This is a genomic window from Pantoea sp. SGAir0215 (assembly GCF_043543215.1).
In genome coordinates this window covers 1,690,367-1,716,486 of the sequence record NZ_CP028031.1, presented here as the reverse complement: position 1 = coordinate 1,716,486, position 26,120 = coordinate 1,690,367, and the positions used below count along the sequence as shown (strand labels likewise).

Genomic DNA, 26,120 nt, shown 5'->3' with positions numbered 1-26,120 from the left:
GAAAATTCTTAACCAACCTAATAAACTGAAAATGTATAATACTTAGTCATTTGACTGATAGGGATTGATGCTGAATGAAGGGAATCGACAAAAAACTAACCATTTTCACCACAAAAAAAAGATTCAATGACAGAAACGCCGATGACATGCAAAGTGGCGATATGGATGTTGATACGCTGAAAAAGCATTACCATCTGGGACAAGTATCAACTTTCATAGACTGGACTACTTTTGGTCCATCCTATCAGCATCCCGCTACTAACTCCATCCGGCCAGTTAGCAGGGAAAGAGCCATAGCGATGTTATACGATGAACTGAGATCTCAGTCCTATGTCTTTTCTTTCCGAGGACCATACCAAGGCTTGATCATAGATCTTTTCAATCATATGCAGCGCAATAATGGAAAAGATTATCAGCATCCGACTATGAACTATGCCTACAGAAATCTTATTTTGAGTGACAACTCTGTCGATAGCACATTATCCATAATTAAAAATACTATCGAGCAATTTGATTTCAACAAGTCCCAATTAACGAAAGAACATTTCTCAACTGTGTTATCTAAAAGCCATTTACCTAAATACACAAGATGGAAAGATTTCGTCAATGGTATGGGGATTACCGTCCATGACATAAACAGCACAGAAATTTCTATTGAAAGCCTGACCTTTCAAGGCAATAAATATACTGCGGTTGTCAAATACAGAGCACAAGACCATTTTGGCTTAGATAAAGAAGATAGATGGTAGTCATACCCGATTCAAGAAGAAAAACTAATAAAGCCTTATTGCATAAGTAATACAGCGGCACCAAAAAATAATTTGTAAAGTATTCCGTTAAATTTTACTATTTTTTAATCTTAAAACTTTACATTTTTAAAATGATGATATTTTAAATAGTAATTTGTATTGTTGTTCGTCCATTGTAAATACTTTCTACTTCGTTCCAGTATTCCTCTTGAATATTTTTAGCTTTACTACGGAGTTCATCTCCCATATGAATCATCAATGCTCCTCTTTCCAACATGTCACACAGCAAAATTTTTATTATATCTTCAGTGCTTAGCTTAAGAAGTTCAATATCATCTGTCATAAATGAATCTTCATCTGGCAGAAGATCCGGCATTGTTTTCACATAATGGTCTAGCATCCCTTTTTGCACACTTAAGCTACAGAGCAATACATGGCCTTCGCCCTTTTCAGTCTCTTTTACAGCAATATTAATTTCATTCTTAGTGATTTTCTTCGATAACTTTCTGAGTAGCTCATTACATTTAATCACTGACAGTATGGTTTCATAGATATAGTTTCGGCTCTCTTCATTTAACTCAGGTAAAAACTGAAATGGATTGTATTCGCTATCTTCGAGGTAATAGCTTAAACAGGCCACGGATTTCTTACTCAATGTATTCATAGGTAATAACCTGATAGCTTCAGCATCAAAAATCTTATCAAAAGTTTTTTGACTCACAAGCCGAGAAAGGCTCCCAATATTCATGAATTCTTTGATTTCCACATTGTCCTCACTTTGTCGATGTTCTTCGTCTGGAGCCTAACTATGAAGCTGTTCTCGAATTGCTAATGGTGTCAGAAATCCACTCATCGACTTCAATCTCAATAAAAGCTACAGACCTTGCCCCCAGTTTGATAGGTTTAGGGAATTTATTTTCAGAAATCAATCGGTAAATCCATGCTTTCTTGTAACCTGTTTTATGCATGACTTCTGGTAAGCGGATAAGTCGTGTGGTTTGTTTAGTAGATGTGTTCATGATTGTATCTCCTCGTCTTGTCGATGAGTTGATACTAAGTAGACGGGAACAGGCTTTGAAGGGATGTAGTGGACATTGTTTCTTGTGGGTGATAATTAAAGAACTATTGTGGGGGAGAATAATAATTCTTCGCACTCTCTTGACATCGATTGCATTTTATGGAAACGGATAAACTTAGATTCCGAAAACCAGTTCTCTTCCACCCTTGTGCTGTAGGACATCGAACATTTGCGGTGTAACCCACTGTATTTAATATTTCACATAGCCTGAGATTAATTTCCTTTATCACAGGCCTGGAATATTTAATTTATAAGTCCTTTAATATAGTCGGATCAAAAGGAGACCGATGTTCAGGATTTCTTGTGCAACATAATAACAATTGTTTTTTGTTTTTAGGGCCGAAATTCCTAAGTTTTAATTGCCCATCACAAAGGGGACAATCACCTCCTACTTTTGTAATGTATACATACCCGGATTTATCGGATTCGACATTTGTTCCGAAAAGTAAATGCACAAAACGAAACCTTCTCAATAAAAAACCCAAACTAAAAAGTAAAACACTAAAGCCAAGTAACAGTCCGAATAATAAATCATTGTTACTCGGGGTTCCGATTGATGTAAAAATCGTTGCTAAATTAGCCAAAAAGCCAACTAACCCTGCTACTATTAACCAAACTGTTTTTATGTGCTTGCCCATTAATTTAACAGGTTTTTCATATTTTCTATGAATTATAGCTATTGGCTTTTCATCCTTAACACCTAAATTAATAGTATTGCCCGTAAAATTATTGTATTGCCCGGCGCTAAATCCATTATCACCTGCCGTAGAGTGATTTACTTCATTTTTTATAACTCTTAAGCTCTCACCGCATTGCCCACAAAAGTTATTAGAATCGGATATTGATGAACCACATTTATTACAAAACATTGCATCCCCCTTTTTTTCAGTTTGAGCATCTAATTCTTACTACTATTGGATGATGTTATTATTACAAAGATTTTTTATAATCAGGTAAGTTTCCTCAATTGTGATAATGACAAATCGCTAAGATGACGATTCTTGTTGATGAAACTCTCAATATTTTTACTGGTTTCACCTGACAGAGCTTTCTCAGCTATTGGACGATCAGTGTCTTTGAGTTGTTCATCTCCTCGAACCTCATCTGTGAGCTTAGGATAAAGCACTCTGGAAAGGATGGTGTTTGAAAGATAAATATCTTTCAATTTTGCCCATATAAGCAGATCCAGCATTGGAAGGATACGGTAGTCAACCAACTTTAGAATCTTTCCCAGACCGAAAGCCTCTTGCTTCCTGCCCTTGATTCCATACTCTTTCCTCCATACCGGAAGTAGTGCACGAAGCGAGCCTATGATTTCATCATCCGATGAGCTTTCGAGGTCAAAGAAGGTATACACACGGCTTTCGTTTGTTCCCAGAACAACGGCTCTCATACTTTGAGTAAGTGGCTTCTCACTGACCTCTTTCTTAAGTTGATCACTACCTTTGACAAACGATTCTTGCGAGAACATTTCAAGAGATCTTTTTAGGCTTTCAATATGACCAAAGGTGACTTGTCGTATGTGCGTTTGGCTTTCTGCCAGATGAGTGTCGAGTTCAATTGTTCTACTGATTAAAGGTTTACCTGCAAGAATCTGGTCAAAATTATCATCGCCTTCCCCAAAAAACTCAATTGAATCGAGGATGTTCTTTCTTACCTGTAACTCCTTATGGAAGGCTTTTAATGTGCATAATTCGATTTCAAGATAATTATCGTAGTTGAACCATTTCTGAAGCTCTGTGTATATCTCGGCTGTTTTCATACTCAGACCTTTGGTTAATTAATATTTCTCTGCAATTCTTCGAGATAGTCGGCATACCATTGCATCATTTCACGACGCCCTTCCAGATATTGAGCATGGTTGTAGGTGCCACGAATAGTATTTCTGTCGGCATGAGCAAGCTGTGTCTCAATCCATGCACTTTCAAAGCCTTGCTCATGCAAGATCGTGCTTAGAGTATGTCGAAAGCCATGTCCTGTAGCCCTTCCTGCATAGCCGATCTTTTTGATTACCTGATTGATACTGGCTTCACTCATGCTTTTTCGTGAGTCATTTCTGCCGGGAAAAATAAATCTGAATCCGCCAGTAATCACTCTTAAGTCTTCAAGAAGCTTGAGAGCTTGATCAGATAAAGGCACCATATGTGGTCTTTTCATTTTCATGCGAGCAACAGGAATCTGCCAAAGACGTTTTTCGAAATCTATCTCGGTCCATTCTGCTGAGCGAAGCTCAATCGTCCTCAATCCAGTTAGCATGAGAAGCTGAGTAGCTATTTGAGTGATTTTGCTACCAGAATATTGCTCCAGTTGTCTCTGAAACTCGCCCAGTTCTGTTACTGACAAATGTGGAAAATGTTTTTGCTTTGGTGCTTTGAGCACACCGACTAAATCTGATACGGGATTGTGCTCAGCCCTGCCAGAAATGACTGCATAGGTAAAAATCTGGCGACATGCCTGACGGGTTTTCTTTAGCTTATCGAGAACTCCCCGTTTTTCCATCTTGCGAAAAACATCGAGCATCTCTTTTGTATTAATGTCTGCAATAGGTCTTTTACCAATGTGAGGAAAAATATCCTTCTTCAGGTATTCCAGGATGTCTGTAGCATAACCTTTTGACCATGATGGTTTCTTGTGCTCATGCCATTCAAGAGCGATAAGCTCAAAGCTGTTATTAACAGCCAAAATTTTTGCAGCCTTGATATCCTGCTTCTGCTGACTCGGGTCTCCGCCTTCCAGGAGAAGCTTCTTAGCTTCTGAGCGTTTCTGTCTGGCTTCTGCGAGGCTCAGTAACGGATATGTCCCAAACACTACCCGCTTCTCTTTACCAGCTATACGGTATTTGAGTCGCCAGCTTTTGGCTCCGTTTGGAAATATTTCAAGATACATACCTCCACCGTCGGAAAGTTTGTATGACTTTTCCCTAGGCTTCGCAGAGTCGATTTGTCGGGCTGTTAGCTTCATTTGGGGGCATCATTTCCATTGAACCTGTCGATGCCCCCTATCGTGCCCCCATATTGGTTAAGAACGCAATAGGTGACCCTGGACCGAAATGGACCAATTAAGAGATTTATGTTCTGATTTTTAAGGGAAAAATAGACTTTAAGGGATGTAAACAGAAGAGAAAGTGGCGCGCCCTACAGGATTCGAACCTGTGACCTACGGCTTAGAAGGCCGGTGCTCTATCCAGCTGAGCTAAGGGCGCGGAGAGGTTGGGTCGAATTATACGGTTGAACGCTGTTACGTCAACGTTTTTGCCGCGCCGACGCGGTGAGTGCCCAGGTAATGACCAATTTTCGCTAATGTTTGTCTCGCCAGGCGCTCAGCGACACCAGGTTACTCACCTCGGCGGTTTCACCTTCCAGCTCAACGCCTTGCTGAGTCACGCGCGTATTATACTGCTCGCGTAGCGCATTAAGCTCATGACTATCCGGTTCCAGCTGGCGCAAAAAGCCCAACGCCAGCAACAACTGCTGGCGGGAAATCGTCGCGGTAAAGCCTGCCCGGCTGAGTGCGCCGTGCCAGCGCCAGAGATTTTCATCGCTGCCATCGACAATCATCACCTGCCAGATTACCAGCACTGCCGCACCATTATTCAGATGTGCTTCATTATCACCGCTGATGTAGTCGGTAAACTCTTTTGCCGCCTCCTTTCCCATCAGGGAAAGCATGGATTCGATATGAACCGGCGGGAGTTGTAGACGCTTACTGAGCGCCTGAGCGGCATGGCGCGAACCGGCGGTCAGCAGTTGGAAGCCTATAACAAACACGACAACTAAAGTGGCGATTATTAACCAAATCATTACGTCTTCCCTTCATTTCTCTGTCTGGCATCATAAGCGTTAACCCATACTTTCGTCACGGCGAAATGTCGGTAACCACACTGTGATCAGAATCTCTACCTGACAGCCGGACGTGCTTCTGACAAAATAGGCGCCATTCCCGATTCAAACTCAACACAGTGGATTTACGCTCTGATGGCAGCAAAAATTATTGACGGTAAAACGATTGCGCAGCAGGTACGGCTTGAGGTTGCAGAAAAAGTGAAACAACGCTTGGCCGCCGGTAAACGTGCACCGGGTCTGGCCGTAGTTTTGGTAGGTGAGAACCCTGCCTCACAGATTTATGTCGGCAGCAAACGCCGCGCCTGTGAAGAAGTCGGCTTTATCTCCCGCTCTTACGATCTGCCCGACACCACCAGTGAAGCGGAATTGCTGCAGCTGATTGATACTCTTAACAGCGACAACACGATCGATGGCATTCTGGTGCAGCTGCCTTTGCCAGCCGGCATTGATAACGTCAAAGTGCTTGAGCGCATCACGCCCGATAAAGATGTTGATGGTTTCCATCCCTATAACGTTGGTCGCCTGTGCCAGCGTGCGCCAAAACTGCGCCCGTGCACCCCGCGCGGCATTGTGACACTGCTGGAGCGCTACAACATTGATGCTTACGGGCTCAATGCGGTGGTTGTCGGTGCATCAAATATTGTGGGCCGTCCCATGAGCATGGAACTGCTGTTAGCCGGCTGCACAACCACCGTCACGCACCGTTTTACCCGCGATCTGCGCCACCATGTTGAACACGCCGATCTGCTGATTGTCGCGGTCGGTAAACCCCATTTTATTCCGGGCGACTGGATTAAACCGGGCGCAATCGTCATCGATGTCGGTATTAACCGTCTTGAAAGCGGCAAAGTGGTCGGGGATATGGATTATGAGGCTGCCTTTGAACGTGCTTCTTATATCACCCCGGTTCCGGGTGGCGTAGGGCCAATGACCGTGGCGACACTTATTCAAAATACCTTGCAGGCATGCGAAGCGTTTCATGATGGGGAGCAGGCATAATGGCTACGTTTTCTTTGGGCAAATTTCCCCACGTTGATCTCTGCGATCTGCTGAAACTTGAAGGCTGGGTAGAAAGCGGTGCACAGGCTAAAGTGGCGATCGGTGACGGCGAGGTGCGGGTCGACGGCGAAGTCGAAACCCGTAAGCGCTGCAAAATCTTTCAGGGGCAAACGGTCGAGTTTGCCGGGCAGCGCGTTACCGTTGTTGCCTGATCCGCTGGTGCCCCAGGCGGGGCACCTTAAATCCGCGCCTCTCCCACTATCCGCGTCTCACCGTTAACCTGCTCCAGCGCAATGTGACTGACCTCTGCATGTTGTGCAATCAGCGTCGCCAGCCGGGGTGAATGGCTGGTGATCCATAACTGACTGAACTGACTGGCCTCGGCAATCAGGGCGGCAAGGGCAGGCAGTAAATCCTCATGCAGGCTGTTTTCAGGCTCGTTCAGCGCCATAAAGGCAGGCGGGCGCGGGCTGAGCAGCGCCACGACCAGGCACAGGAAGCGCAGCGTACCATCGGAAAATTCGGCGCTTTCCAGCGGGCGCAAAATGCCCTGGCGCTGCATCAGCATCTGAAAACGTCCGTTCTGCACATCCACCTGAAACTCAGTGTCCGGGAAGGCTGTTTTCATCACTTTATACAACAGTTCATGATGCCCACGTTCCACTATCGTTGCCCATGCTGCGGCAAGATTACTGCCATCATGGGCCAGAACGGGTGCGCGCACGCCAATCTGCGGCGAACGAATCGGTGAACCTGGCCAGACGGCAAACTCATGATAAAAGCGCCATGCTTTCAGGCGTTCACGCATCCGGGAAAGTTCGGGATAGCGGTGCGGCTCACCCAGTTGTCCAAACAGGGATTCTTCAGGATGCAGTACGCCAGCATAACTGACGCGCTCCCCGTCGATGTTATGCAGAAAGGCGGTCTGATTAGTGCGCTGCATAATGCAGGAAGACGGTCGGCGCTGCTGGCCACTCAGCCAGATGCGTTCTTCTTTAACCAGCGGATCCAGGTTAAACAGGCTCGTTGATAGCGGTTCAGGAAAACCGGTTTCCAGCTGGTAATCCATATCATCCATCGTCACGGCCAGGATGAGCCGCTTAGGATCATGTCGGCGGTCGCCACGGCGCAATCCGCCCGCCCACATCACTTTTTGCACCCCGCCCTCTTCGGCCAGCGCCAGAGCAAGCCGTCCGTTAGCCGCCTCGTGTAGCAGCCGCACCGCTTTATAAAGATTGGATTTACCACAGCCGTTGGGACCGCTCACCACGTTGAGCGGGTGCAGCGGAAGTGTGAGATCGCGTACCGAACGGAAACCGCGAATGTGAATCTGCTTTATCGTCATCGACAAAAAAGGGCGATTGCTCGCCCTCTCCTGTGTTGCGTTTTATTTACGTCGCCAGGTGGAACCCTGCGGTCCGTCTTCCACAATCACGCCCAGCGCATTGAGCTTATCGCGTGCCACATCCGCCTGTGCCCAGTCTTTCGCCGCACGCGCATCAGCGCGGGCTTTGACCCAGCGTTCAATTTCTGCCACTTCGTCGTCATTGCCTTGGGCACTGCTTTGCAAAAACACTTCCGGCTCCTGTTGCAGAATCCCCAATACATCGGCGATTTCACGCAGTTTTGCTGCCAGCGCACTGGCGGCCGTCATGTCTTCACTTTTCAGACGATTCACTTCACGCGCCATATCAAACAGCACCGAATAGGCTTCTGGCGTGTTGAAATCGTCGTTCATTGCTTCGCGGAAACGGGCTTCGAACGCCTCGCCACCGCTGGCCGCTACGGTGCGGTCAGTATGACGCAGCGCGGTGTAAAGGCGTTCCAGCGCGGCGCGTGCCTGGTTCAGGTTATCTTCACCATAATTTAGCTGGCTGCGATAGTGGCCCGACATCAGAAAGTAACGCACGGTTTCGGCATCATAATGCTGTAGCACATCGCGCACGGTGAAAAAGTTGTTCAGTGACTTCGACATCTTTTCACGGTCAATCATCACCATGCCGGAATGCATCCAGTAATTCACATACGGACCATCGTGGGCACAGGTCGACTGGGCGATTTCGTTTTCATGATGGGGAAACATCAGATCAGAACCGCCACCGTGAATATCAAAGTGCGCACCCAGCTGTTTGCAGTTCATCGCCGAACATTCAATGTGCCAGCCCGGACGACCGTTGCCCCACGGCGATGGCCATGAAGGTTCGTCCGCTTTGGACATTTTCCACAGCACGAAATCCATCGGGTTACGTTTCACGTCGGCAACCTCTACACGCGCACCTGCCTGTAGCTGCTCCAGATCCTGACGCGACAGTGCGCCATAATCAACATCGCTCAGGACATCAAACATGACATCGCCGTTATCCGCGACATAGGCGTGACCGCGGGCAATCAGCGTTTCCACCAGCGCAATGATGTCAGGAATATGGCGCGTGGCACGCGGCTCCACATCCGGCGGTAAAATCCCCAGCGCATCGAAGTCGCTGTGCATTTCGCCGATCATACGGTTGGTCAGCGTTTCGATGCTCTCGCCGTTCTCATTGGCTCGTTTGATGATTTTGTCATCAATGTCGGTAATGTTGCGCACATAATTGACGTCATAACCGACGTAGCGCAGATAGCGCGAAACCACGTCGAAGGCCACAAACGTGCGCCCGTGCCCAATGTGACAGAGGTCATACACCGTGATGCCGCAGACATACATGCCGATTTTGCCAGCATGAATAGGGGTGAATTCCTCTTTTTGTCGACTCAGGGTGTTGTAAATCTTCAGCATTGGGGGTTTCCGTAGTGAGGCGTGCGTAACGCACCGTTTTGAGTATCCTGTTATTGTGCCGTATTTTTATCTGTCACGCGACGCAAAGCAAGCCAACTGCGCTGCCTGGCTGACGTATTATCGGAAATTATGATATAAGAACGTTCGAGAAAAAGGCGTGTGCGCTTAAAAGCACACCCTATGCTACTGACGACAACCTTTACAGGACGAAAAAAATGGTAACTTTCCAGACTAACCATGGCGATATCGTGATCAAGACCTTCGATGACAAAGCGCCCGCAACCGTAAAGAACTTCCTGGATTACTGCCGTGAAGGTTTCTACGACAACACCATTTTCCACCGTGTGATTAACGGCTTTATGATTCAGGGCGGCGGTTTTGAGCCTGGCATGAAGCAGAAAGCCACCAAAGAAGAGATCCGTAACGAAGCCAACAACGGTCTGAAAAACACCAAAGGCACGCTGGCCATGGCCCGTACCTCTGCGCCGCACTCTGCGACCGCACAGTTCTTCATCAACGTGGCGGACAACGACTTCCTGAACTTCCGTGACGAAAGCCTGCAGGGCTGGGGTTACTGTGTATTTGCTGAAGTAGTTGAAGGGATGGACGTGGTAGAGAAAATCAAAGCGGTTTCAACTGGTCGCAGCGGTATGCATCAGGACGTACCGAAAGATGACGTCATCATTCAGAAAGTGACCGTTAGCGAGTAATGTCGCGCACGCTGTTTATCGCAGATCTCCATCTGTGTCAGGAAGAACCGGCGATTACCGCCGGTTTTCTGCATTTTTTGCAGCGCGAAGCGCCTCACTGCGACGCGCTTTATATTCTGGGCGATCTGTTCGAAGCCTGGATCGGTGATGACGATCCGAATCCGCTGCATCAACAGGTTGCCAGCGCCCTTCATGCCCTGCCCGTGCCGGTCTTTTTTATTCACGGCAACCGCGATTTTCTGATCGGCAAACGCTTTGCCCGCACCAGCGGCATGACCTTATTGCCCGAGGAGCAGGTTCTGACGCTTTATGGTCACCGACTTCTGATCATGCATGGCGATACGTTGTGCACCGACGATGCGGGTTATCTGCAGTTCCGGGCGAAAGTGCATAATCCCTGGATTCAACGTCTGTTCCTGACGCTGCCGCTGTTTATTCGTAAACGGATTGCGGCACGGATGCGCGCCAACAGTAAACAGGCCAACCAGCATAAGTCGCTGGAGATTATGGATGTCAATCAACAGGCCGTGGTCGATGCGATGGTACGTCAGCAGGTGCCTTTACTGATTCATGGTCATACGCACCGCCCCGCCATCCATGATGTGTCGCTGAACGGAGCCCCCGCACAGCGCGCGGTATTGGGTGCCTGGCACAGCCGGGGATCAATGATCCAACTGGATGCAAACGGCATTCAGCTCATCGACTTCGATTTTTAGTCGTCCGGTGACATCGCGTTGCACATCTGCGCTGAGGCCCGTCGAGCGGCGCAAGGTACCCGGGGACTGTGCGAACGGACGGCAGGTCAGCATAGTGAAACGCGTTCACGCCCTGCCGCCTGCCTTCCCCGCTCTGCAGTGAGCTGAGTTGACTCACTCAGGCCGTATGCATTCCTGATGCGATAAGCTTATCGTCTGACGCTAACCCGCCCGACGCAACCGTTTTCCTTGCGCCTTTCTCATGGTATTCTCTGTGCCCTTCAAAACCTGTCCGCCTGGTCAGGTGTGTTTTTATTCACAGGAGTTGACCGCATGTCGTCGAATGCCGCCCCGGCCCGCATCGCAGTTGTTATGGGTTCCAAAAGTGACTGGTCCACCATGCAGTTCGCTGCGGAAATCCTTACCAGCCTGGACGTGCCCTTCCATGTGGAAGTGGTGTCAGCGCACCGTACCCCGGATAAACTGTTTAGCTTTGCGGAAACCGCAGCGGACAACGGTTTTCAGGTGATTATTGCCGGTGCCGGTGGCGCGGCGCATTTGCCAGGGATGCTGGCTGCCAAGACCCTGCTGCCGGTACTCGGTGTGCCGGTACAGAGCGCCGCGCTGAGCGGCGTCGACAGCCTCTACTCGATTGTGCAAATGCCACGCGGCATTCCGGTCGGCACGCTGGCCATTGGCAAAGCGGGCGCCGCTAACGCAGCCCTGCTGGCGGCGCAGATTCTGGCGATTCATGACAGCGTGCTGGCGTCACGTCTGGCCGCCTGGCGTCAGTCACAGACCGATGAGGTACTGGACAATCCGGACCCGCGGGAGGAAGCATGAAGCCGGTTTGCGTATTGGGTAACGGACAGCTTGGCCGTATGTTACGTCAGGCGGGCGAGCCTATGGGCATTGCCGTGCATCCGGTTGGTCTGGATGCCGACCCCGCTACCCTGCCTATCGCCGGGAGCGTGATTACGGCTGAGATCGAACGCTGGCCCGAGACGGCACTGACGCGCGAACTCGCGAGCCACCCGGCCTTTGTGAATCGCGATATCTTCCCGCGGCTGGCCGACCGTCTGACGCAAAAACAGCTGCTGGATCAGCTCAGTCTGGCGACTGCCCCCTGGCAACTGCTGGCGGATAAAGATGAATGGCCGCACGTTTTCAAAACGTTGGGCGAACTGGCTATTGTTAAGCGCCGCACGGGCGGTTATGACGGTCGTGGCCAATGGCGGTTACGTGCCGGTGAAACCGATACGTTACCCGACGACTGTTATGGTGAATGCATTGTCGAACAAGGCATTAACTTCTCGGGGGAAGTGTCGCTGGTCGGCGCGCGCGGCCATGATGGCAGCACCGTATTTTATCCGCTGACACATAATCTGCATGAAGAAGGCATTCTGCGTACCAGCGTTGCGTTCCCGCAGGCAGATGCCGCGCAGCAACAGCAGGCTGAGGCGATGTTAAGCGCCATCCTGCACGAGCTGAACTACGTCGGCGTCATGGCCATGGAATGCTTTGTCACGCCGCAGGGATTGCTGATTAACGAACTGGCACCTCGCGTTCACAACAGCGGGCACTGGACTCAGAACGGGGCCTCAATCAGTCAGTTTGAACTTCACCTGCGCGCTATTCTGGGTCTGGCTCTGCCACAGCCCGTGGTCATTGCGCCCTCAGTGATGGTTAACCTGATTGGCACAGCGTTAAATACTGACTGGCTCCAGCAGCCGCTGGTGCATTTGCACTGGTACGACAAAGCGGTGCGTGAAGGACGCAAAGTCGGTCACCTCAACCTGACCGACAGCGACCAGAGCCGTCTCGCTGCCGCCTTGCAGGCCTTGTTGCCGCTGTTACCTGCCGGGTATGCCAGCGGTATTCGCTGGGCAGCAGCCAAGCTGTAAATCTGTTCACGACCGGGCGCAGTATAATCGCGCCCGGTCGGTTTTACGTCGCGTCAAACGTCCTGAACAACGCATTGCCTTTCAACAAACGCACGCCCAGCCAGCCACCACAGAGCGACAGTAAGAGCGCGCCGCCCAGCGGTAAGGCCAGCCACAATGTCCAGTCGGGTTGCCACGGAAAATCAAAGATTTTACGCTGCAATGCCCAGAGTGCGGCCTCAGCACCGAGCGCCGCCGCAATGCCCGAGACGACGCCAATCAGCGCAAATTCACACCACAACGTAGTGCGCAGCAGACGTTTGCCCGCGCCCAGCGTGCGATAGACGACCAGCTCCTGTCGGCGCTGGCGCATCCCCACCTGAATCTGCGCCATGAGCAGCAATACACCGCAGGCCGTGACCAGCACTACCATGATTTCCAGTGCCTGGCTGACCTGGGTCAGAACCTGTCCAATCTGACGCAGGATACTGCCGATATCCAGCAGACTCAGCGTGGGGAATGTGCGGTTAAGCTGCGCCAGTAATGCGGCACGGTTGTCCAGACGGAAACTGGTCAGCCAGGTCAGCGGCTGGCTGTCCAGCGCGCCGGGGGGAAAAATAAAGAAGAAATTGGGGCGCAGGCTTTCCCAGTCCACTTTTCGCAGACTGGTGATTTTGGCGCTGAACCGCTGCGTATCGCCCTCAAAGGTCAAACTGTCGCCCGGTTTTACCCCCAGGCGATCGGCCAGCGCCACCTCCATGGACACTTCTCCGGCTTTCGGCGGCCAGCTCCCCGCGACAAGCGGATTATGATCGGGAAGCGTTGCCAGCGCAGTCAGATTCAGTTCGCGGTTCAGCGCGTTGTCCCGTGCGGGATCGGCAGGCTGACCGTTAATCTCACTCAGGCGCATGCGCGCAATCGGGTAAAAGGTTTCAGGTTTAACCTGATGCGACTGCAGAAACTCACGCACCTGCGGAATCTGCTCCGCCGTGATGTTGAGCAGGAAAAAGTTCGGGCTGTCTGCGGGCAACTGCTGCTGCCAGCGATCCAGCAGATCACCCCGCATCACCAGCAGCAACGCCAGTAACATAAACGACAGGGAAAAGGCGGCAAGCTGACTCAGCGTCATAGCAGGCTGACGCAGTAAACGATTAATGGCAAGCCGCAGCGCCAGATTACGTACGGACAAACGACGCAGAAGCAGTAATGTGCCCCAGCCGAGCAGGGCCAGCAGCCCTGCCAGCACCATCACGCCCGCCAGCAGTGCCCAGAGCATTTTGCTGCCACCGACCAGTACCGCCAGCAGCGCCACCACCAGTAAGCCCATCGCGGGCAGATAGATTTTCAGCGGCCAGACGGCGGCAACGGCATCGCGTCGCAACACGCGTAACGGCTGTGTCGCCAGCAGCAAGCGGTAAGGACGTAATCCCACCAGCAGGGAAATCATAAACAGCGAACCGATCGCCCACACCCACGGCCACAGGCTGGCCGCTGGCAGAGACGCCGGCAGCACCGGTTTCAACATCGCCATCAGGATGGCTTCAACCACCTGACCGACTGCACCACCGGCCAGGGCGGCCAGCAGCAACACCGCCAGCCACTGACCGATGATCAATCGTTGTAACGCGCCGCGCGTGGCACCCAGCGTTTTCAGCACGGCCACCAGATCGTAGCGGCTGCGGCAGTAGTGACTCATGGCGACCGCCACGGCGGCAATGGCGAGCATCAGCGTTAACAGAGCAGATAACAGCAAAAACTGCTGGGCACGCTGCATGGAGCGGCCCAGCGCGTCTTCCGAATTTTCAATACTGATCCAGCGCTGCCCGGTTTTAATCTGTGGCGTTATCCAGCGGTCATACGTGTCCAGTTGCTGAGGCTTGCCTGCGAATTTGTAGCGCCAGGTGAGGCGACTGCCGGGCTGGATGGCGCCGGTTTTATCCGCGTCAGCCAGGTTAATCAGTAAACGCGGGGCCATCTCAAACGGATTAAAACCGCCATCTGGCTCCTGGATAATCTCACCCGTAATACGTAGCGTAGTATCGCCCACATCCAGTTCATCGCCGACGTGCAGATTAAGCAGTGCCATTAAACGCGGCGCGGCCAGCGCGGTACCGGGCTGGGGCTTCAGGCCTGGCGGCTGCGTTTTCAGCTCACCAAACATCGGATAAGTGTTTTCTACGGCTTTCACCGCAGCCAACTGCGGTGTCTGACCGGCAAAAGTCATGGTCATAAAGCTTAACTGTCGGCTGACTAATAACCCCGTTTCGCGGGCTTTATCCAGCCATGCCGCCGGCGCCGCCGTGCTGCTGCGCAACGTGCGATCGCCTGCCATAAAATCCCGGCTCTGCTGGCTCAGCCCCTTTTCCATGCGATCGCTAATCGATCCCAGCGCCAGCACACAGGCGACAGCCAGCGTTAACGCCAGCCAGACGATCAATAATGAGGGCGAGCGCCACTCACGCCAGAACCACCGCCAGATCATTTTTCCTCCCATAATTTTCCCTCGCGCAGACGCAAACGGCGGTCACAACGCGCCGCCAGCTGCGCATCGTGGGTAACCAGAATTAACGTCGTGGCAAAATCGCGATTGAGGGAAAATAACAGGTCGGCAATGCGATCGCCGGTGTGGCGATCCAGATTGCCTGTGGGTTCATCGGCAAACAGCAGCCCCGGACGGCCGCTGAACGCCCGCGCCAGCGCAACGCGTTGTTGTTCGCCGCCGGATAACTGCGCAGGCAGATGCTGTAAACGCCCGGCCAGGCCTAACTGCGTCAGGAGATCGCGCGCCTGATCGCGGCTCTGCCGATCGCTCTCACCGCGCAGCAGTGCAGGTAACTGGACGTTTTCCAGCGCGTTGAGCGTGGGCACCAGCATAAATGACTGGAACACGAACCCGACCTGCTTCGCGCGCAACGCGGCACGCTGTTCTTCGTTCATGTGATGTAACGGCTGCCCCAACAGATGCACTTCACCTTCGCTGCCGTCATCCAGCCCGGCCAGAATGCCCAGCAAGGTAGATTTACCGGATCCTGACTCGCCAATCAGGGCAATCGTTTCTGCTGGTTTGACAACTAACTCAACTCCGGTAAGGATGGTTAACTGATGCTCTCCCTGACCCACGGACTTAGTAAGATGATGAACTTCAAGAATGTTTTCCGCTGGCATTATCCTTTCCTGTTATTGTGCTGTCTGTTGGTGTCCCGTCTTGCTGCGGCCGATACGTTGCTGGTGCTGGGTGACAGCCTGAGCGCAGGCTATCAAATGTCAGCCAGTCAGGCCTGGCCCAGCCTGCTGAATAAACAGTGGCAGCAGCAGCCCAGCGTCGTGAATGCCAGTATCAGTGGCGATACCGCCGCACAAGGGCTGGCACGCTTACCTGCCCTATTAAAACAACATCAGCCGCAGTGGGTGTTAATCGAACTGGGCGGTAATGACGGTCTGCGCGGCTTTCCTCCCAAAGACGTGGCGCAAACGCTGGGCACCATCATCGATCAGGTGAAAGCCGCAAAGGCAAAACCGATTCTGATGCAGATACGTTTACCCGCGAACTATGGCCGCCGTTATACTGATGCCTTCCGCGATATTTATCCGCAACTGGCAAAACAGTACGACATTGCTTTAGTGCCCTTTTTTATGGAGCAGGTTTATTTGAAACCGGAATGGATGCAGCAGGATGGGATTCACCCCAATCCTGATGCCCAACCGTTTATCGCCGACCTGATGGCAAAAGAGCTGGCTCCCTTAGTTAAGCAGTAGTTGTGCAAAAAAGGTAACGCATGCAAAAAACCATTTTGATAACGGGCTGCTCCAGCGGGATTGGTCTGGTCGCCGCCAAAGATCTGCTGGCACGCGGCTATCACGTCATCGCAGCCTGTCGTAAAGCCGACGATGTCGCACGGATGGACAGCCTGGGATTCACAGGGCTGCAGCTGGATCTGGACGATCCTGACAGCGTTGATCGCGCTGCCGACAGGGTACTGGCGCTGACGCATGGCCGACTGTTTGCGCTGTTTAACAATGCGGGATTTGGCACCTATGGTCCCTTAAATACCCTGACGCGCCAGCAACTGGAAAAGCAGTTTTCCAGCAATGTGTTCGGCACTCATCAGCTCACCCTGCGCCTGCTCCCGGCCTTAAAGGCCTGGGGCAATGCCCGAATCATTAATACCAGCTCGGTGCTGGGCATTATTTCGACGCCGGGCCGCGGCGCTTATGCGGCCAGTAAATACGCGCTGGAAGCCTGGAGCGACGCGTTACGTATGGAACTGCATACCAGTGGCGTGCGTGTCAGTTTAATCGAACCGGGTCCCATTCATACCCGCTTCACGGATAATGTTACTCAGAGTGAGCAGGATAATCCGGTGCAAAATCCGGGCCTTGCGGCACGTTTTACATTACCACCTGAGGCCATTTTACCCAAACTGCGCCACGCACTGGAGAGCAACCATCCTCGCCTGCGTTATCCGGTGACGCTGGTCGCGCATATCATGAGCCTGTTGAAACGTCTGCTGCCTGGCTGGATACTGGATCGCATAATTCGCAGTCAGTGAGGCGAATCCGCGAATACAACTTGAAGCCGGGTCGGTCGGCCCCATATTCTTTAAACATTTTCTGCAAAGAGACTTAGTCATGTCACCACACGCTTCGATTATCGACATTAACGAATCCAACCTGCATCAGACCCTTGAGCAGTCAATGCAGATTCCGGTGCTGTTCTACTTTTGGTCGGATCGCAGCCAACACTGTCAGGAACTGACGCCACTGCTGGAACGCCTGGCGCAGGAATATGCAGGCCAGTTTATTCTTGCCAGACTGGATTGTGACAAGGAACAACGGGTTGCCTCACAGTTTGGGTTACGCTCCATTCCCACGGTTTACCTGTTCCAGAATGGCCAGCCCGTCGATGGCTTCCAGGGGCCGCAGCCAGAAGAGGCCGTGCGCGCCCTGCTGGAAAAAGTGCTGCCGCGCGAAGAAGAGCTAAAAGCCCAACAGGCGATGGCGCTGATGCAGGAAGGCAAACCGCTGGACGCGCTGCCGCTGCTGAAAGACGCCTGGCAGCTCAGTAATAAAGACAGCGAAATCGGCTTTCTGCTGGCAGAAGTGCTGATTACGTTAAATCGTAGCGACGAAGCTGAAACCGTATTAAAGGCCGTTCCCCTGCAGGATCAGGACACCCGTTATCAAAGCCTGGTCGCGCAGATCGACCTGCTGAAACAGGCCGCTGACACGCCAGAAATTCAGCAGTTGCAGTCGCAGCTGGAAAGTGATCCGGACAACGCCGAACTGGCAACCAAACTGTCGCTTCAGCTGCATCAGGTCGGACGCAATGAAGAAGCGCTGGAACTGCTCTTCAGCTTTATCAAGCGCGATCTGAATGCTGCAGATGGCCAGGCGCGTAAAATGTTGCAGGAGATTCTGGCTGCATTAGGCACCGGCGACGCCCTCGCTGCGCGCTACCGCCGCCAGCTTTACTCCCTGCTTTACTGAGGTAAGCAGAAAACGGGCCGAACGACTTGGCCCGTCACGCTGACAACCCGGAGGTTATATGTTCACGGTTATTCCCGTTCTTATTCTGGTCGCACTGGTCATTGTCTGGTCCGGCGTGAAAATTGTGCCGCAAGGTTACCAGTGGACAGTTGAACGCTTTGGTCGTTATACCCGTACACTGCAGCCCGGCCTGAGTCTGGTCGTGCCTTTCATGGATCGTATCGGGCATAAGATCAACATGATGGAACGGGTGCTGGATATTCCCTCCCAGGAGATCATCTCCAAAGATAATGCGAACGTGACCATCGACGCCGTCTGTTTTGTTCAGGCTATTGATCCGGCACGGGCTGCCTATGAAGTCAGTAATCTTGAACTGGCTATCCTCAACCTCACTATGACCAATATGCGCACCGTGCTGGGCAGCATGGAACTTGACGAGATGCTGTCCCAGCGTGACAGCATTAATACGCGCCTGCTGCATATTCTGGACGAAGCCACCAATCCCTGGGGCGTAAAAATCACCCGTATCGAAATCCGCGATGTCCGGCCGCCGCAGGAGCTGATCGGTGCTATGAATGCGCAAATGAAGGCCGAACGCACCAAACGTGCCGATATTTTAACGGCGGAGGGCGTGCGTCAGGCAGAGATTTTGCGCGCGGAGGGAGAGAAACAGGCCCAGATTTTGAAAGCGGAAGGGGAAAGAACGTCAGCTTTCCTTCAGGCAGAAGCGCGTGAGCGCCAGGCTGAAGCGGAAGCCCGTGCGACAAAAATGGTGTCGGACGCCATTGCCTCAGGCAATATCCAGGCCGTGAACTACTTTGTGGCGCAGAAATATACCGACGCGCTGCAAAAAATTGGCGAATCCAGCAACAGTAAAGTGGTGATGATGCCGCTGGATGCCAGCAGCCTGATGGGCGCCGTTGGCGGTATCAGTGAGTTGTTAAAAGAAACCCGTAGCGAGTCAACGCGCTGATGCTCAGCGAAATTGTGGCGCATCCGCACGGATTCTGGCTGACGCTGGGCGGCTTACTGCTGGCGGCTGAGATGCTGGGTACCAGTGGATATCTGCTCTGGAGCGGGCTGGCCGCGATGCTGGTTGGCCTTGTAGTCTGGTTTCTCCCCATGAACTGGGCCGCACAAGGGATGCTGTTTGCCCTGTCCACACTGGTCAGCGTATTTTTATGGTCTCGCTGGCTACGCTACCGCGAACGTCAGCAGCAGCCCAGTTCGCTGAACCAGCGCGGCAGCCAGATGATTGGTTTACACCTGACGCTGGAACAGACGCTGCAAAACGGTATCGGACATGTGCGCATCGGTGACAGCAGCTGGCGCGTTCAGGCCGAACACAATTTGCCTGCCGGAACCGAAGTGGTCATCGTGGCCGTTGAAGGCATCACGCTACGTATTCAGCCACGTTTGCCGTCAGCCTGACGGCAGCAACCTGCCAGGTCATTAATGATGGGGCAGTCTGCACTGTCGTTGCCCGGACAGGCTGCCGCCAGCGCCAGCAAACGTGCGCGCATGGCGTGCAACTCTTCAATATGCGCAGCAATCTCATCGGCTTTTTGCAGCGTACGCGCCTTCACATCGGCGCTGTGACGCTCAGGATCGTTAAACAGCGCAACCAGTTCGCGGCATTCATCCAGCGTAAAGCCAACCTGGCGCGCCTGGCGCAGCAGATTCAGCTCATCAAGATGATGCGTATTGTAATGCCGGTAACCATTATCCCCGCGCAACGGGGGCGTCACGACGCCCTTCTCCTCATAAAAACGAATAGCCTTGCTGGTCAGTCCGGTCTTTTTCGCTACGGCACTAATATTCATAATGGATTCCCTGCCCTTCCCCTTAAAAGTTAGCGGGATGATGAAAACAACGTTTGCACGCTGCTGGCTTAATACTCAATTTACCTGTTTAGCCTCTGCCTTATCACCCTGGTTTCACTTCACTATGTTGACCCGCTTTCCTGAGAAACTATAGCGCACATCACCCCGTTTCTGAGGTCTGAGCCTGCTCATCGTCAGGCTTCAGAGACCGCGCGTTGATTCCTGTTTCCCTTATGTTGCTTACGTTGGCAGCTCTTCCTCTGCCCCAGGCTGCCCGTGCACAAGCACGGCACTTAAATCAAAGCCATAAAAAACAGCCATATAAATATTGTCAATGCGTAAAAATCTTATAAAATGCCGCCCATTTTTAACTGTTAATCACATAAATTAAGGAGTGATTATGGCTTTAGTCAGCTGCCCGGAGTGTCATAAGGAAGTAAGTGATTCAGCATTACGTTGTCCGTCATGTGCCAAACAGCTCAGAAAACCACGCCGTTCGTTCTTTGGCAAAGTCATCAAATGGGCTTTCATCCTGTTTAACATTCTCATGATCTACTGCCTTGTTGCCGGATTAAGTGGAAGCGGCGAGGTGGTCAACAACGCGGCTTCTGATGCGGAAAGAGCGGGTGCTGCGATCGGTGCCGGTTTAGGTGTCATGGCTATTGGCGGCATTTGGGTGATTGGCGACATTATTCTGGGCATACTGGTCCTCTTCACAAGACCGAAGGGATGATGGACGTCACAGCGGTGTTGTACAGTATTTTTTGCGTTAAATGCGCCAGTGCGTCACCCCGCGATAACGCGTAAAAAACCCTGTATCGTGACCATCATTAACGATTAAGTCTGACAGTGAAGCGGACAGGCCCTGAAGGCGCCCTGCTGCGTAATTCCGGCTAAGGCTCGCCGCTCAGATAATCCGATTCGGGTTAGTTGTCACACAGCTCGTCTGACGCCGAAACGATGCATAAAAGCCCCGCGGATAACCCGGGGCTTTTGCTTTTCCACCCCCACCCGCGACACGGGCTGCACATTTTTTACCCACCCATTCTGGCATTCTGTCCCTTTTAACAGCCTGTATTTGACCTTCCCCTTGATGGAAGGTTTATCCTTAGTCACAGTCACTTCTGACTACTCACTCCGCCACACCAACCAAGGAGTCAACGATGTCAAATACGGTTATCCTGGCACTGGAAGGATTATCCTGCGGCCATTGCGTTAAACGCGTAAAAGAGGCGCTTGAGCAGCGCGACGATGTTGAACAGGCCGAGGTCACCCAACAGGAAGCCAGCATTTCTGGCAGCGCCGAGGTCACTTCGCTCATCGCCACTGTCGAACAGGCGGGCTATCATGCAACGCTGAAACCTGAAGGCGCGCGCCCAAAGCCTGAGCCGTTGACAGCATCAGAGCCGCCGCCGGAGGCGCTGACAACGGAGTCCTCTTCTCTGCCGGCAACCGAAGCATTGCCTGCTCACGTCCTGCTTATTGACGGCATGAGCTGTGCCAGTTGCGTCAGCCGGGTTGAAAAAGCCCTTGAACAGGTTGCCGGTGTACAGCAGGCACGCGTTAACCTTGCCGAGCGAAGCGCGCTGGTCATGGGCCATGTTGAGCCACAGCAGCTGGTCGCTGCCGTGGATGCGGCCGGTTACGGTGCGGAAGTGGTTGACGACGAGCAGCAACGGCGTGAAAAGCAGCAAATCAGCGCCCGACGCGCCCTGCGTCGCTTTAGCTGGCAGGCGGGCGTCGCGCTGCTGCTAGGCGTGCCACTGATGGTATGGGGCATGATGGGCGACAATATGATGCTCACTGCCGCGAACAGAACCACCTGGCTGGTCCTCGGGATGCTCACCCTGCTGGTAATGATCGGGGCGGGTGGCCATTTCTACCGCAGCGCCTGGCGCAGTCTCCTTAACCGCAGCGCCACCATGGATACGCTGGTGGCGCTGGGAACGGCGGCCGCCTGGAGTTACTCCTTCAGCGTGGTCGTCTGGCCTGACTTTTTCCCGCCGCAGGCGCGTCATCTCTATTTTGAAGCCAGCGTGATGATTCTGGGCCTGATCAATCTGGGCCATGCGCTTGAACAACGCGCGCGCCAGCGTGCCTCACGCGCCCTGGAGCGGCTGCTGGATCTTACGCCCGCACAGGCCAATGTCATCACGGAACAAGGTGAGACGCTTATGCCCGTCAGCGCGGTAGAGCCCGGTATGATCCTGCGACTGGTCGCAGGCGATCGTATCCCCGTAGACGGCGAGGTACAGTCAGGCGAAGCCTGGTGTGACGAAGCAATGCTGACTGGCGAAGCGGTTCCCCAATCCAAAACACAGGGCGATCGCCTGTTTGCCGGTACGCTGGTGCAGGACGGGACCGTTCGCTTTATTGCGCAGGCGACTGGCGGCAATACCGCGCTGGCACGAATTATTCAGCTGGTACGTAAAGCGCAGAGCAGCAAACCTGAGGTTGGCCGTCTTGCGGATCGTATCTCTGCGGTCTTCGTACCGGTGGTCGTGGTTATTGCCTTGCTGAGTGCGCTGATTTGGTACCTGGTGGGTCCACAGCCCCAACTGGCCTATGCGCTGGTTGTGGCCACCACCGTCATGATCATCGCCTGTCCCTGTGCGCTGGGTCTGGCAACACCGATGTCGATTATCGCGGGCACCGGACGCGCTGCTGAATACGGTGTGCTGGTGCGGGATGCCGATGCATTGCAACGCGCAAGTCATATCGACACGCTGGTGTTTGATAAAACGGGCACGCTTACCCAAGGTGCCCCGCAGGTCACCGAGGTTATCACCTGGCAGGGCAGCACCCGCGATGCCGTGCTCTCTGCCGCTGCGGCACTGGAACAGGCGTCAGGGCATCCACTGGCGAAAGCTATCGTGGCAGAGGCCGGCGCTGGCGAGAAGCCTGAGATTTCGCAATTTCGTACAATACGCGGCAAAGGGGTGAGTGGCATTCTTAACGGCAGACAACTTGTCCTGGGTAATGTCAGCCTGTTAAGCGAGCACGGTGTGGATTGCCAGGCGGCACAGGAAGAAACGGAGAGACTAACCCGCCAGGGCGCAACGCCGGTTTTACTGGCTGAAGACGGGAAGCTTACTGGCCTGATTAGCCTGCGTGATACTCTGCGGCCGGAGGCGGGTGAAGCGCTGCAACGGCTGCATCAGGCAGGTTACCGGTTGATTATGCTGACCGGGGACCATGAGAATACCGCCCGCGCTATTGCTGATGACGTGGGCATGGATGAAGTGATTGCGGGTGTTTTGCCGGAAGGTAAAGCCGATGCGATCAGCCAGTTGCAGCAGCAAGGCCGTCAGGTCGCCATGATCGGCGATGGGATCAATGATGCACCCGCGCTGGCCCAGGCGGATGTCGGCATAGCCATGGGCGGCGGCAGTGATGTGGCGGTGGAAAGCGCATCGATAACGTTGCTACGTGACGACCTGCATGGCGTGGCAGATGCCTTAGCGATTGCATCCGCCACACTCAGGAATATCCGTCAGAACCTGTTTGGTGCCTTTATCTACAACATTATCGGTATTCCGCTGGCTGCGGGCGTGCTCTATCCCTTCACGGGGTTGTTACTCAGCCCGATTGTTGCCGGCGCGGCGATGGCACTCTCATCGATTACCGTCGTCAGCAATGCTAACCGGCTACTGCGCTTCACACCGCGCAAGAAGCCTTAACGGCCGCCTCTGTTTTTCGCCGCCGGATCCCGCTAGCATGGTGTCTTTAACACAGTAAGGACAGGGAATGACTGCGAGCCTTTGGCAACGTTTGCGTAACTGGATGGCGCCCCTTTTTCCCACCAGCTACCGGTGGCCGGCCGTCGATATCCGGTCGGGAGCATGCCAGTTTCATCTGGTGGGAAGCATTCATATGGGCACGCGCGATATGCAGCCTCTGCCAGTGCGGCTGCTACAACAGTTGCAAAATGCCGATGCCCTGGTAGTGGAAGCGGATATTACTCAGGGCGGTTCGCCATTTGATGACACCGAAGTATGCCCGCCGCTGTCGGTGCGTATGGATGAAGGCACGCTGGCGAAGCTGGACGCCTTATGCAATGAGACCGGTTTGTCCCTGACGCAGTTTGATACGTCACCAGCCTGGCAAATTGCGTTGATGCTGCAGGCCCGTCAGGCCCAGCGGCTGGGATTGCGCCCGGATTACGGCATTGATTATCAGTTGCTTCAGGCGGCACGTTCACTGCAAAAACCCGTGATTGAGCTGGAGGGCGCAGACGCGCAAATCACCCTGTTAAAGTCGCTGCCCGATAACGGTATGGCGCTGCTGCAGGATACGCTGACGCACTGGCACACCAACGCGCGCATGTTGCAGACGATGGTGAGCTGGTGGCTGGAAAGCCCGCCCCGCGAACCGCAAATCGCCTTACCGGCGACGTTCAGTCAGACGCTCAATGACACGCTGATTAGCCAGCGCAACCGTGAGTGGCGCGGGCGATTACAAACGTTGCCCGCGGGACGTTATGTGGTGGCCGTCGGCGCACTGCATTTATATGGTGAGAACAATCTGCCAGCCCTGCTACGGGCGGAGTAATCAGGGATAAAAAAAAGAGAGCCGACAGTCATATCGGCTCTTCAAAGAGGAATGTGTTAATGATTTTAGTTATCGCTCAACAACCCAGTTGCTGGCGCGTGGCAATTCTCGCCTAAAGCACATTATTTCGCCACATTTATCTTTCAATAAAACGTAATAAGATTTTTCTGAATCAGAGGCCATTATGACGCCTGCGGTAAAACTGTTGGAAAAACAAAAAGTCAGCTTCACACTGCACCCTTATGAGCATGACGCAAGCGAAACGCATTTTGGCGATGAGGCGGTGCGTAAGCTTAACCTGGACGCCCGCCAGGTCTATAAAACGTTGCTTGTGGCGCTGAACGGCGATGCAAAGCAGCTGGCCGTGGCGGTGACGCCCGTGGCAACGCAGCTTGATCTCAAAAAAGTGGCTAAGGCTCTCGGGGCAAAAAAAGCGGAGATGGCCGATCCCCTACTGGCGCAGCGGATTACGGGTTATCTGATCGGCGGCATCAGTCCGCTGGGGCAAAAAAAGCGTCTGCCGACGGTGATTGACCACTCAGCCAACGACTTTGCCACGCTGTTCATTTCTGGCGGTAAACGCGGACTGGATATTGAACTCAGCCCGCAGGATTTGTCCCGTCTTCTGAATGCCCCGCTGGCAGACATTGCCCGACGCGATTAAGCCGGTTGCAGAGCGCAGAGTTCATCAATCATCCAGCGCCCGGCCGGGCCGGGCGGATGGCGGCGCGACCAGACCACTTCTACGGCGATGCGCTGCGGCCACCCGGCGACAGGCAATTCCTTTAAGACACCATGTCCAAACTGTTTCACCAGCCAGCGCGGCAAAATGCTCCAGCCAAAGCCCTGTTCCGCCATCTCAAGCAGCACATAATATGTCTGAGCAGACCAGGCCCTGCCCTGAAAAGTGGGGGCGCGGCGTTCGGTCCAGGTATTGAGACGAAGGTGACGAAGGGGTTCAAGCTGGCTTTCATTCACCGTCGCTTCCTGCGCCAGAGGATGATCCCGGTGCAGGTAAATCCCTAACTCAGCATCGACCTGCAGGCGGGCGACCGCGATGTCAGCCGGGAGCGTCGGCTGGGCACGAATCACGCCGATCTGCGCGCGCCCGGTTTGCAACAGTTCGACGACATCGTCATCTTCTGCGGCAATGCCTTCCAGCTCCACCTCCGGATAGCGCCTGTCAAATTGCCTGAGCAGGCGCTGATGGTAGTGCGTTTGCCAGAAGTCAGATACCGCCACGCTGAGCCGCGGTTCGATTCCCTCGGACAGGCGCGTTGCCAGCGCATCCAGTCGCTCACTGGCGGCAAGAATCTGCTGAACCTGCGGTAAGACGCGTCGCCCTTGTTCGGTCAGTTGCGGCTGGCGACCGCGCCGGTCAAATAAGGCAAAACCCAGATCGTCTTCCAGGTTAACCACAGCCACGCTGATGGTGGACTGGCTTTTGTTTAAGGCGCGCGCGGCGGCAGAAAACGAGCCACTGGCTACCGTTTGCACAAAGGCTTCCAGGGATTCAGGAGAGTAACGCAT

General features: G+C 53.1%; 28 protein-coding genes and 1 tRNA gene. 16 read left to right on the top strand and 13 right to left on the bottom strand.

Translation table 11 applies throughout. The features are described 5' to 3' along the window. Positions 1 to 74 precede the first annotated feature (74 nt). Positions 75 to 749 carry a DUF3289 family protein gene (locus C1N64_RS08045; protein ID WP_394515388.1) on the top strand — a complete coding sequence of 225 codons (675 nt, stop codon included), beginning with the start codon at positions 75 to 77 and terminating at the stop codon, positions 747 to 749. 142 nt (positions 750 to 891) lie between these two features. Here the strand turns inward: C1N64_RS08045 and C1N64_RS08040 are convergent, their stop codons facing one another. The 7 genes from C1N64_RS08040 to C1N64_RS08010 all read right to left on the bottom strand — a co-directional run bounded on the left by C1N64_RS08040 (position 892) and on the right by C1N64_RS08010 (position 5,627). Next, a complete protein-coding gene (locus C1N64_RS08040; RefSeq protein ID WP_394515387.1) occupies positions 892 to 1,515 on the bottom strand; it encodes a hypothetical protein in 624 nt (207 codons plus the stop codon). A 40-nt stretch (positions 1,516 to 1,555) separates the two neighbouring features. Further along, positions 1,556 to 1,768 (bottom strand): helix-turn-helix transcriptional regulator, encoded by a 213-nt coding sequence (locus tag C1N64_RS08035; protein WP_111208571.1) that lies wholly within the window; start codon positions 1,766 to 1,768, stop codon positions 1,556 to 1,558. 307 nt (positions 1,769 to 2,075) lie between these two features. Continuing rightward, the gene (locus C1N64_RS08030) at positions 2,076 to 2,696 is read right to left on the bottom strand and encodes a zinc ribbon domain-containing protein (RefSeq protein WP_394515386.1); all 621 of its coding nucleotides are present in this window, start codon (positions 2,694 to 2,696) and stop codon (positions 2,076 to 2,078) included. Between the two features lie 80 nt (positions 2,697 to 2,776). Beyond that, positions 2,777 to 3,589, bottom strand: a complete 813-nt coding sequence (locus C1N64_RS08025; protein ID WP_054634382.1) for a DUF6387 family protein — start codon at positions 3,587 to 3,589, stop codon at positions 2,777 to 2,779. A gap of 14 nt (positions 3,590 to 3,603) precedes the next feature. After that, on the bottom strand, positions 3,604 to 4,788 hold the full coding sequence (locus C1N64_RS08020) for a tyrosine-type recombinase/integrase (RefSeq protein ID WP_394515385.1): 1,185 nt from the start codon (positions 4,786 to 4,788) through the stop codon (positions 3,604 to 3,606). Between the two features lie 164 nt (positions 4,789 to 4,952). After that, positions 4,953 to 5,029 (bottom strand) — tRNA-Arg (locus tag C1N64_RS08015). A 94-nt stretch (positions 5,030 to 5,123) separates the two neighbouring features. Beyond that, positions 5,124 to 5,627 (bottom strand): DUF1198 family protein, encoded by a 504-nt coding sequence (locus tag C1N64_RS08010; RefSeq protein WP_054634384.1) that lies wholly within the window; start codon positions 5,625 to 5,627, stop codon positions 5,124 to 5,126. Between the two features lie 174 nt (positions 5,628 to 5,801). Between C1N64_RS08010 and folD the strand changes: the two genes are divergently transcribed. Continuing rightward, positions 5,802 to 6,668 (top strand): bifunctional methylenetetrahydrofolate dehydrogenase/methenyltetrahydrofolate cyclohydrolase FolD, encoded by an 867-nt coding sequence (gene folD / locus C1N64_RS08005; RefSeq protein ID WP_394515384.1) that lies wholly within the window; start codon positions 5,802 to 5,804, stop codon positions 6,666 to 6,668. Continuing rightward, positions 6,668 to 6,880: a ribosome-associated protein YbcJ gene (gene ybcJ, locus C1N64_RS08000; RefSeq protein ID WP_006117853.1), complete on the top strand. Its 213-nt coding sequence runs from the start codon at positions 6,668 to 6,670 to the stop codon at positions 6,878 to 6,880. Before folD ends, ybcJ begins: the two co-directional genes overlap by 1 nt. A gap of 26 nt (positions 6,881 to 6,906) precedes the next feature. Here ybcJ and C1N64_RS07995 read toward each other — a convergent pair whose 3' ends face one another. Next, positions 6,907 to 8,013 (bottom strand): AAA family ATPase, encoded by a 1,107-nt coding sequence (locus tag C1N64_RS07995; protein WP_058708299.1) that lies wholly within the window; start codon positions 8,011 to 8,013, stop codon positions 6,907 to 6,909. A 42-nt stretch (positions 8,014 to 8,055) separates the two neighbouring features. Next, positions 8,056 to 9,441 carry a cysteine--tRNA ligase gene (gene cysS, locus C1N64_RS07990; protein WP_394515383.1) on the bottom strand — a complete coding sequence of 462 codons (1,386 nt, stop codon included), beginning with the start codon at positions 9,439 to 9,441 and terminating at the stop codon, positions 8,056 to 8,058. Positions 9,442 to 9,656: 215 nt separating this feature from the next. Here cysS and ppiB point away from each other — a divergent pair, with 215 nt between their 5' ends. The 4 genes from ppiB to purK all read left to right on the top strand — a co-directional run bounded on the left by ppiB (position 9,657) and on the right by purK (position 12,750). Beyond that, positions 9,657 to 10,151, top strand: a complete 495-nt coding sequence (gene ppiB / locus C1N64_RS07985) for a peptidylprolyl isomerase B (RefSeq protein WP_006117856.1) — start codon at positions 9,657 to 9,659, stop codon at positions 10,149 to 10,151. Beyond that, a complete protein-coding gene (gene lpxH, locus C1N64_RS07980; protein ID WP_033738726.1) occupies positions 10,151 to 10,867 on the top strand; it encodes a UDP-2,3-diacylglucosamine diphosphatase in 717 nt (238 codons plus the stop codon). Before ppiB ends, lpxH begins: the two co-directional genes overlap by 1 nt. Before the next feature lie 312 nt (positions 10,868 to 11,179). Then, a complete protein-coding gene (purE, locus tag C1N64_RS07975; RefSeq protein ID WP_205952773.1) occupies positions 11,180 to 11,689 on the top strand; it encodes a 5-(carboxyamino)imidazole ribonucleotide mutase in 510 nt (169 codons plus the stop codon). Continuing rightward, positions 11,686 to 12,750, top strand: coding sequence for a 5-(carboxyamino)imidazole ribonucleotide synthase (gene purK / locus C1N64_RS07970; RefSeq protein WP_394515382.1), 1,065 nt, complete (start codon positions 11,686 to 11,688; stop codon positions 12,748 to 12,750). Before purE ends, purK begins: the two co-directional genes overlap by 4 nt. 43 nt (positions 12,751 to 12,793) lie before the next feature. On the opposite strand, the gene ybbP is transcribed toward purK, so the two are convergent. Together ybbP and ybbA are read right to left on the bottom strand one after the other, a co-directional pair. After that, positions 12,794 to 15,211 carry a putative ABC transporter permease subunit YbbP gene (gene ybbP / locus C1N64_RS07965; RefSeq protein ID WP_394515502.1) on the bottom strand — a complete coding sequence of 806 codons (2,418 nt, stop codon included), beginning with the start codon at positions 15,209 to 15,211 and terminating at the stop codon, positions 12,794 to 12,796. Beyond that, positions 15,208 to 15,894: a putative ABC transporter ATP-binding protein YbbA gene (ybbA, locus tag C1N64_RS07960; protein ID WP_058701138.1), complete on the bottom strand. Its 687-nt coding sequence runs from the start codon at positions 15,892 to 15,894 to the stop codon at positions 15,208 to 15,210. The genes ybbP and ybbA overlap by 4 nt, the downstream gene beginning before the upstream one ends. Here ybbA and tesA point away from each other — a divergent pair. From tesA to C1N64_RS07935, 5 genes are all read left to right on the top strand, one after another. Continuing rightward, entirely contained in the window at positions 15,862 to 16,485 is a 624-nt protein-coding gene (tesA, locus tag C1N64_RS07955) for a multifunctional acyl-CoA thioesterase I/protease I/lysophospholipase L1 (RefSeq protein ID WP_174250603.1), read from the top strand. The two genes, ybbA and tesA, sit on opposite strands and share 33 nt — an antisense overlap. A 20-nt stretch (positions 16,486 to 16,505) precedes the next feature. Next, positions 16,506 to 17,279 carry an SDR family oxidoreductase gene (locus C1N64_RS07950; RefSeq protein WP_394515381.1) on the top strand — a complete coding sequence of 258 codons (774 nt, stop codon included), beginning with the start codon at positions 16,506 to 16,508 and terminating at the stop codon, positions 17,277 to 17,279. A gap of 79 nt (positions 17,280 to 17,358) precedes the next feature. Beyond that, the gene (locus tag C1N64_RS07945; RefSeq protein WP_006117864.1) at positions 17,359 to 18,216 is read left to right on the top strand and encodes a co-chaperone YbbN; all 858 of its coding nucleotides are present in this window, start codon (positions 17,359 to 17,361) and stop codon (positions 18,214 to 18,216) included. A 58-nt stretch (positions 18,217 to 18,274) separates the two neighbouring features. Further along, positions 18,275 to 19,189: an SPFH domain-containing protein gene (locus C1N64_RS07940; protein ID WP_006117865.1), complete on the top strand. Its 915-nt coding sequence runs from the start codon at positions 18,275 to 18,277 to the stop codon at positions 19,187 to 19,189. Then, positions 19,189 to 19,647, top strand: a complete 459-nt coding sequence (locus C1N64_RS07935; protein ID WP_263756875.1) for an NfeD family protein — start codon at positions 19,189 to 19,191, stop codon at positions 19,645 to 19,647. Before C1N64_RS07940 ends, C1N64_RS07935 begins: the two co-directional genes overlap by 1 nt. Here the strand turns inward: C1N64_RS07935 and cueR are convergent. Continuing rightward, complete coding sequence (cueR, locus tag C1N64_RS07930) at positions 19,623 to 20,039, bottom strand: Cu(I)-responsive transcriptional regulator (RefSeq protein ID WP_006117867.1); 417 nt, start codon at positions 20,037 to 20,039, stop codon at positions 19,623 to 19,625. The two genes, C1N64_RS07935 and cueR, sit on opposite strands and share 25 nt — an antisense overlap. 400 nt (positions 20,040 to 20,439) lie before the next feature. On the opposite strand from cueR, the gene C1N64_RS07925 reads away from it, so the two are divergent. The 4 genes from C1N64_RS07925 (at position 20,440) to ybaK (ending at position 25,254) form a co-directional block, all read left to right on the top strand. After that, positions 20,440 to 20,772, top strand: coding sequence for a seryl-tRNA synthetase class IIa (locus C1N64_RS07925; RefSeq protein ID WP_033738713.1), 333 nt, complete (start codon positions 20,440 to 20,442; stop codon positions 20,770 to 20,772). A gap of 430 nt (positions 20,773 to 21,202) precedes the next feature. Beyond that, complete coding sequence (copA, locus tag C1N64_RS07920) at positions 21,203 to 23,719, top strand: copper-exporting P-type ATPase CopA (RefSeq protein ID WP_375096565.1); 2,517 nt, start codon at positions 21,203 to 21,205, stop codon at positions 23,717 to 23,719. 67 nt (positions 23,720 to 23,786) lie between these two features. Further along, positions 23,787 to 24,590: a TraB/GumN family protein gene (locus tag C1N64_RS07915; protein ID WP_006117911.1), complete on the top strand. Its 804-nt coding sequence runs from the start codon at positions 23,787 to 23,789 to the stop codon at positions 24,588 to 24,590. 184 nt (positions 24,591 to 24,774) lie between these two features. Further along, positions 24,775 to 25,254, top strand: coding sequence for a Cys-tRNA(Pro)/Cys-tRNA(Cys) deacylase YbaK (gene ybaK / locus C1N64_RS07910; protein WP_033738710.1), 480 nt, complete (start codon positions 24,775 to 24,777; stop codon positions 25,252 to 25,254). Here the strand turns inward: ybaK and C1N64_RS07905 are convergent. Beyond that, complete coding sequence (locus C1N64_RS07905) at positions 25,251 to 26,120, bottom strand: LysR family transcriptional regulator (RefSeq protein WP_033738707.1); 870 nt, start codon at positions 26,118 to 26,120, stop codon at positions 25,251 to 25,253. The genes ybaK and C1N64_RS07905 overlap by 4 nt on opposite strands.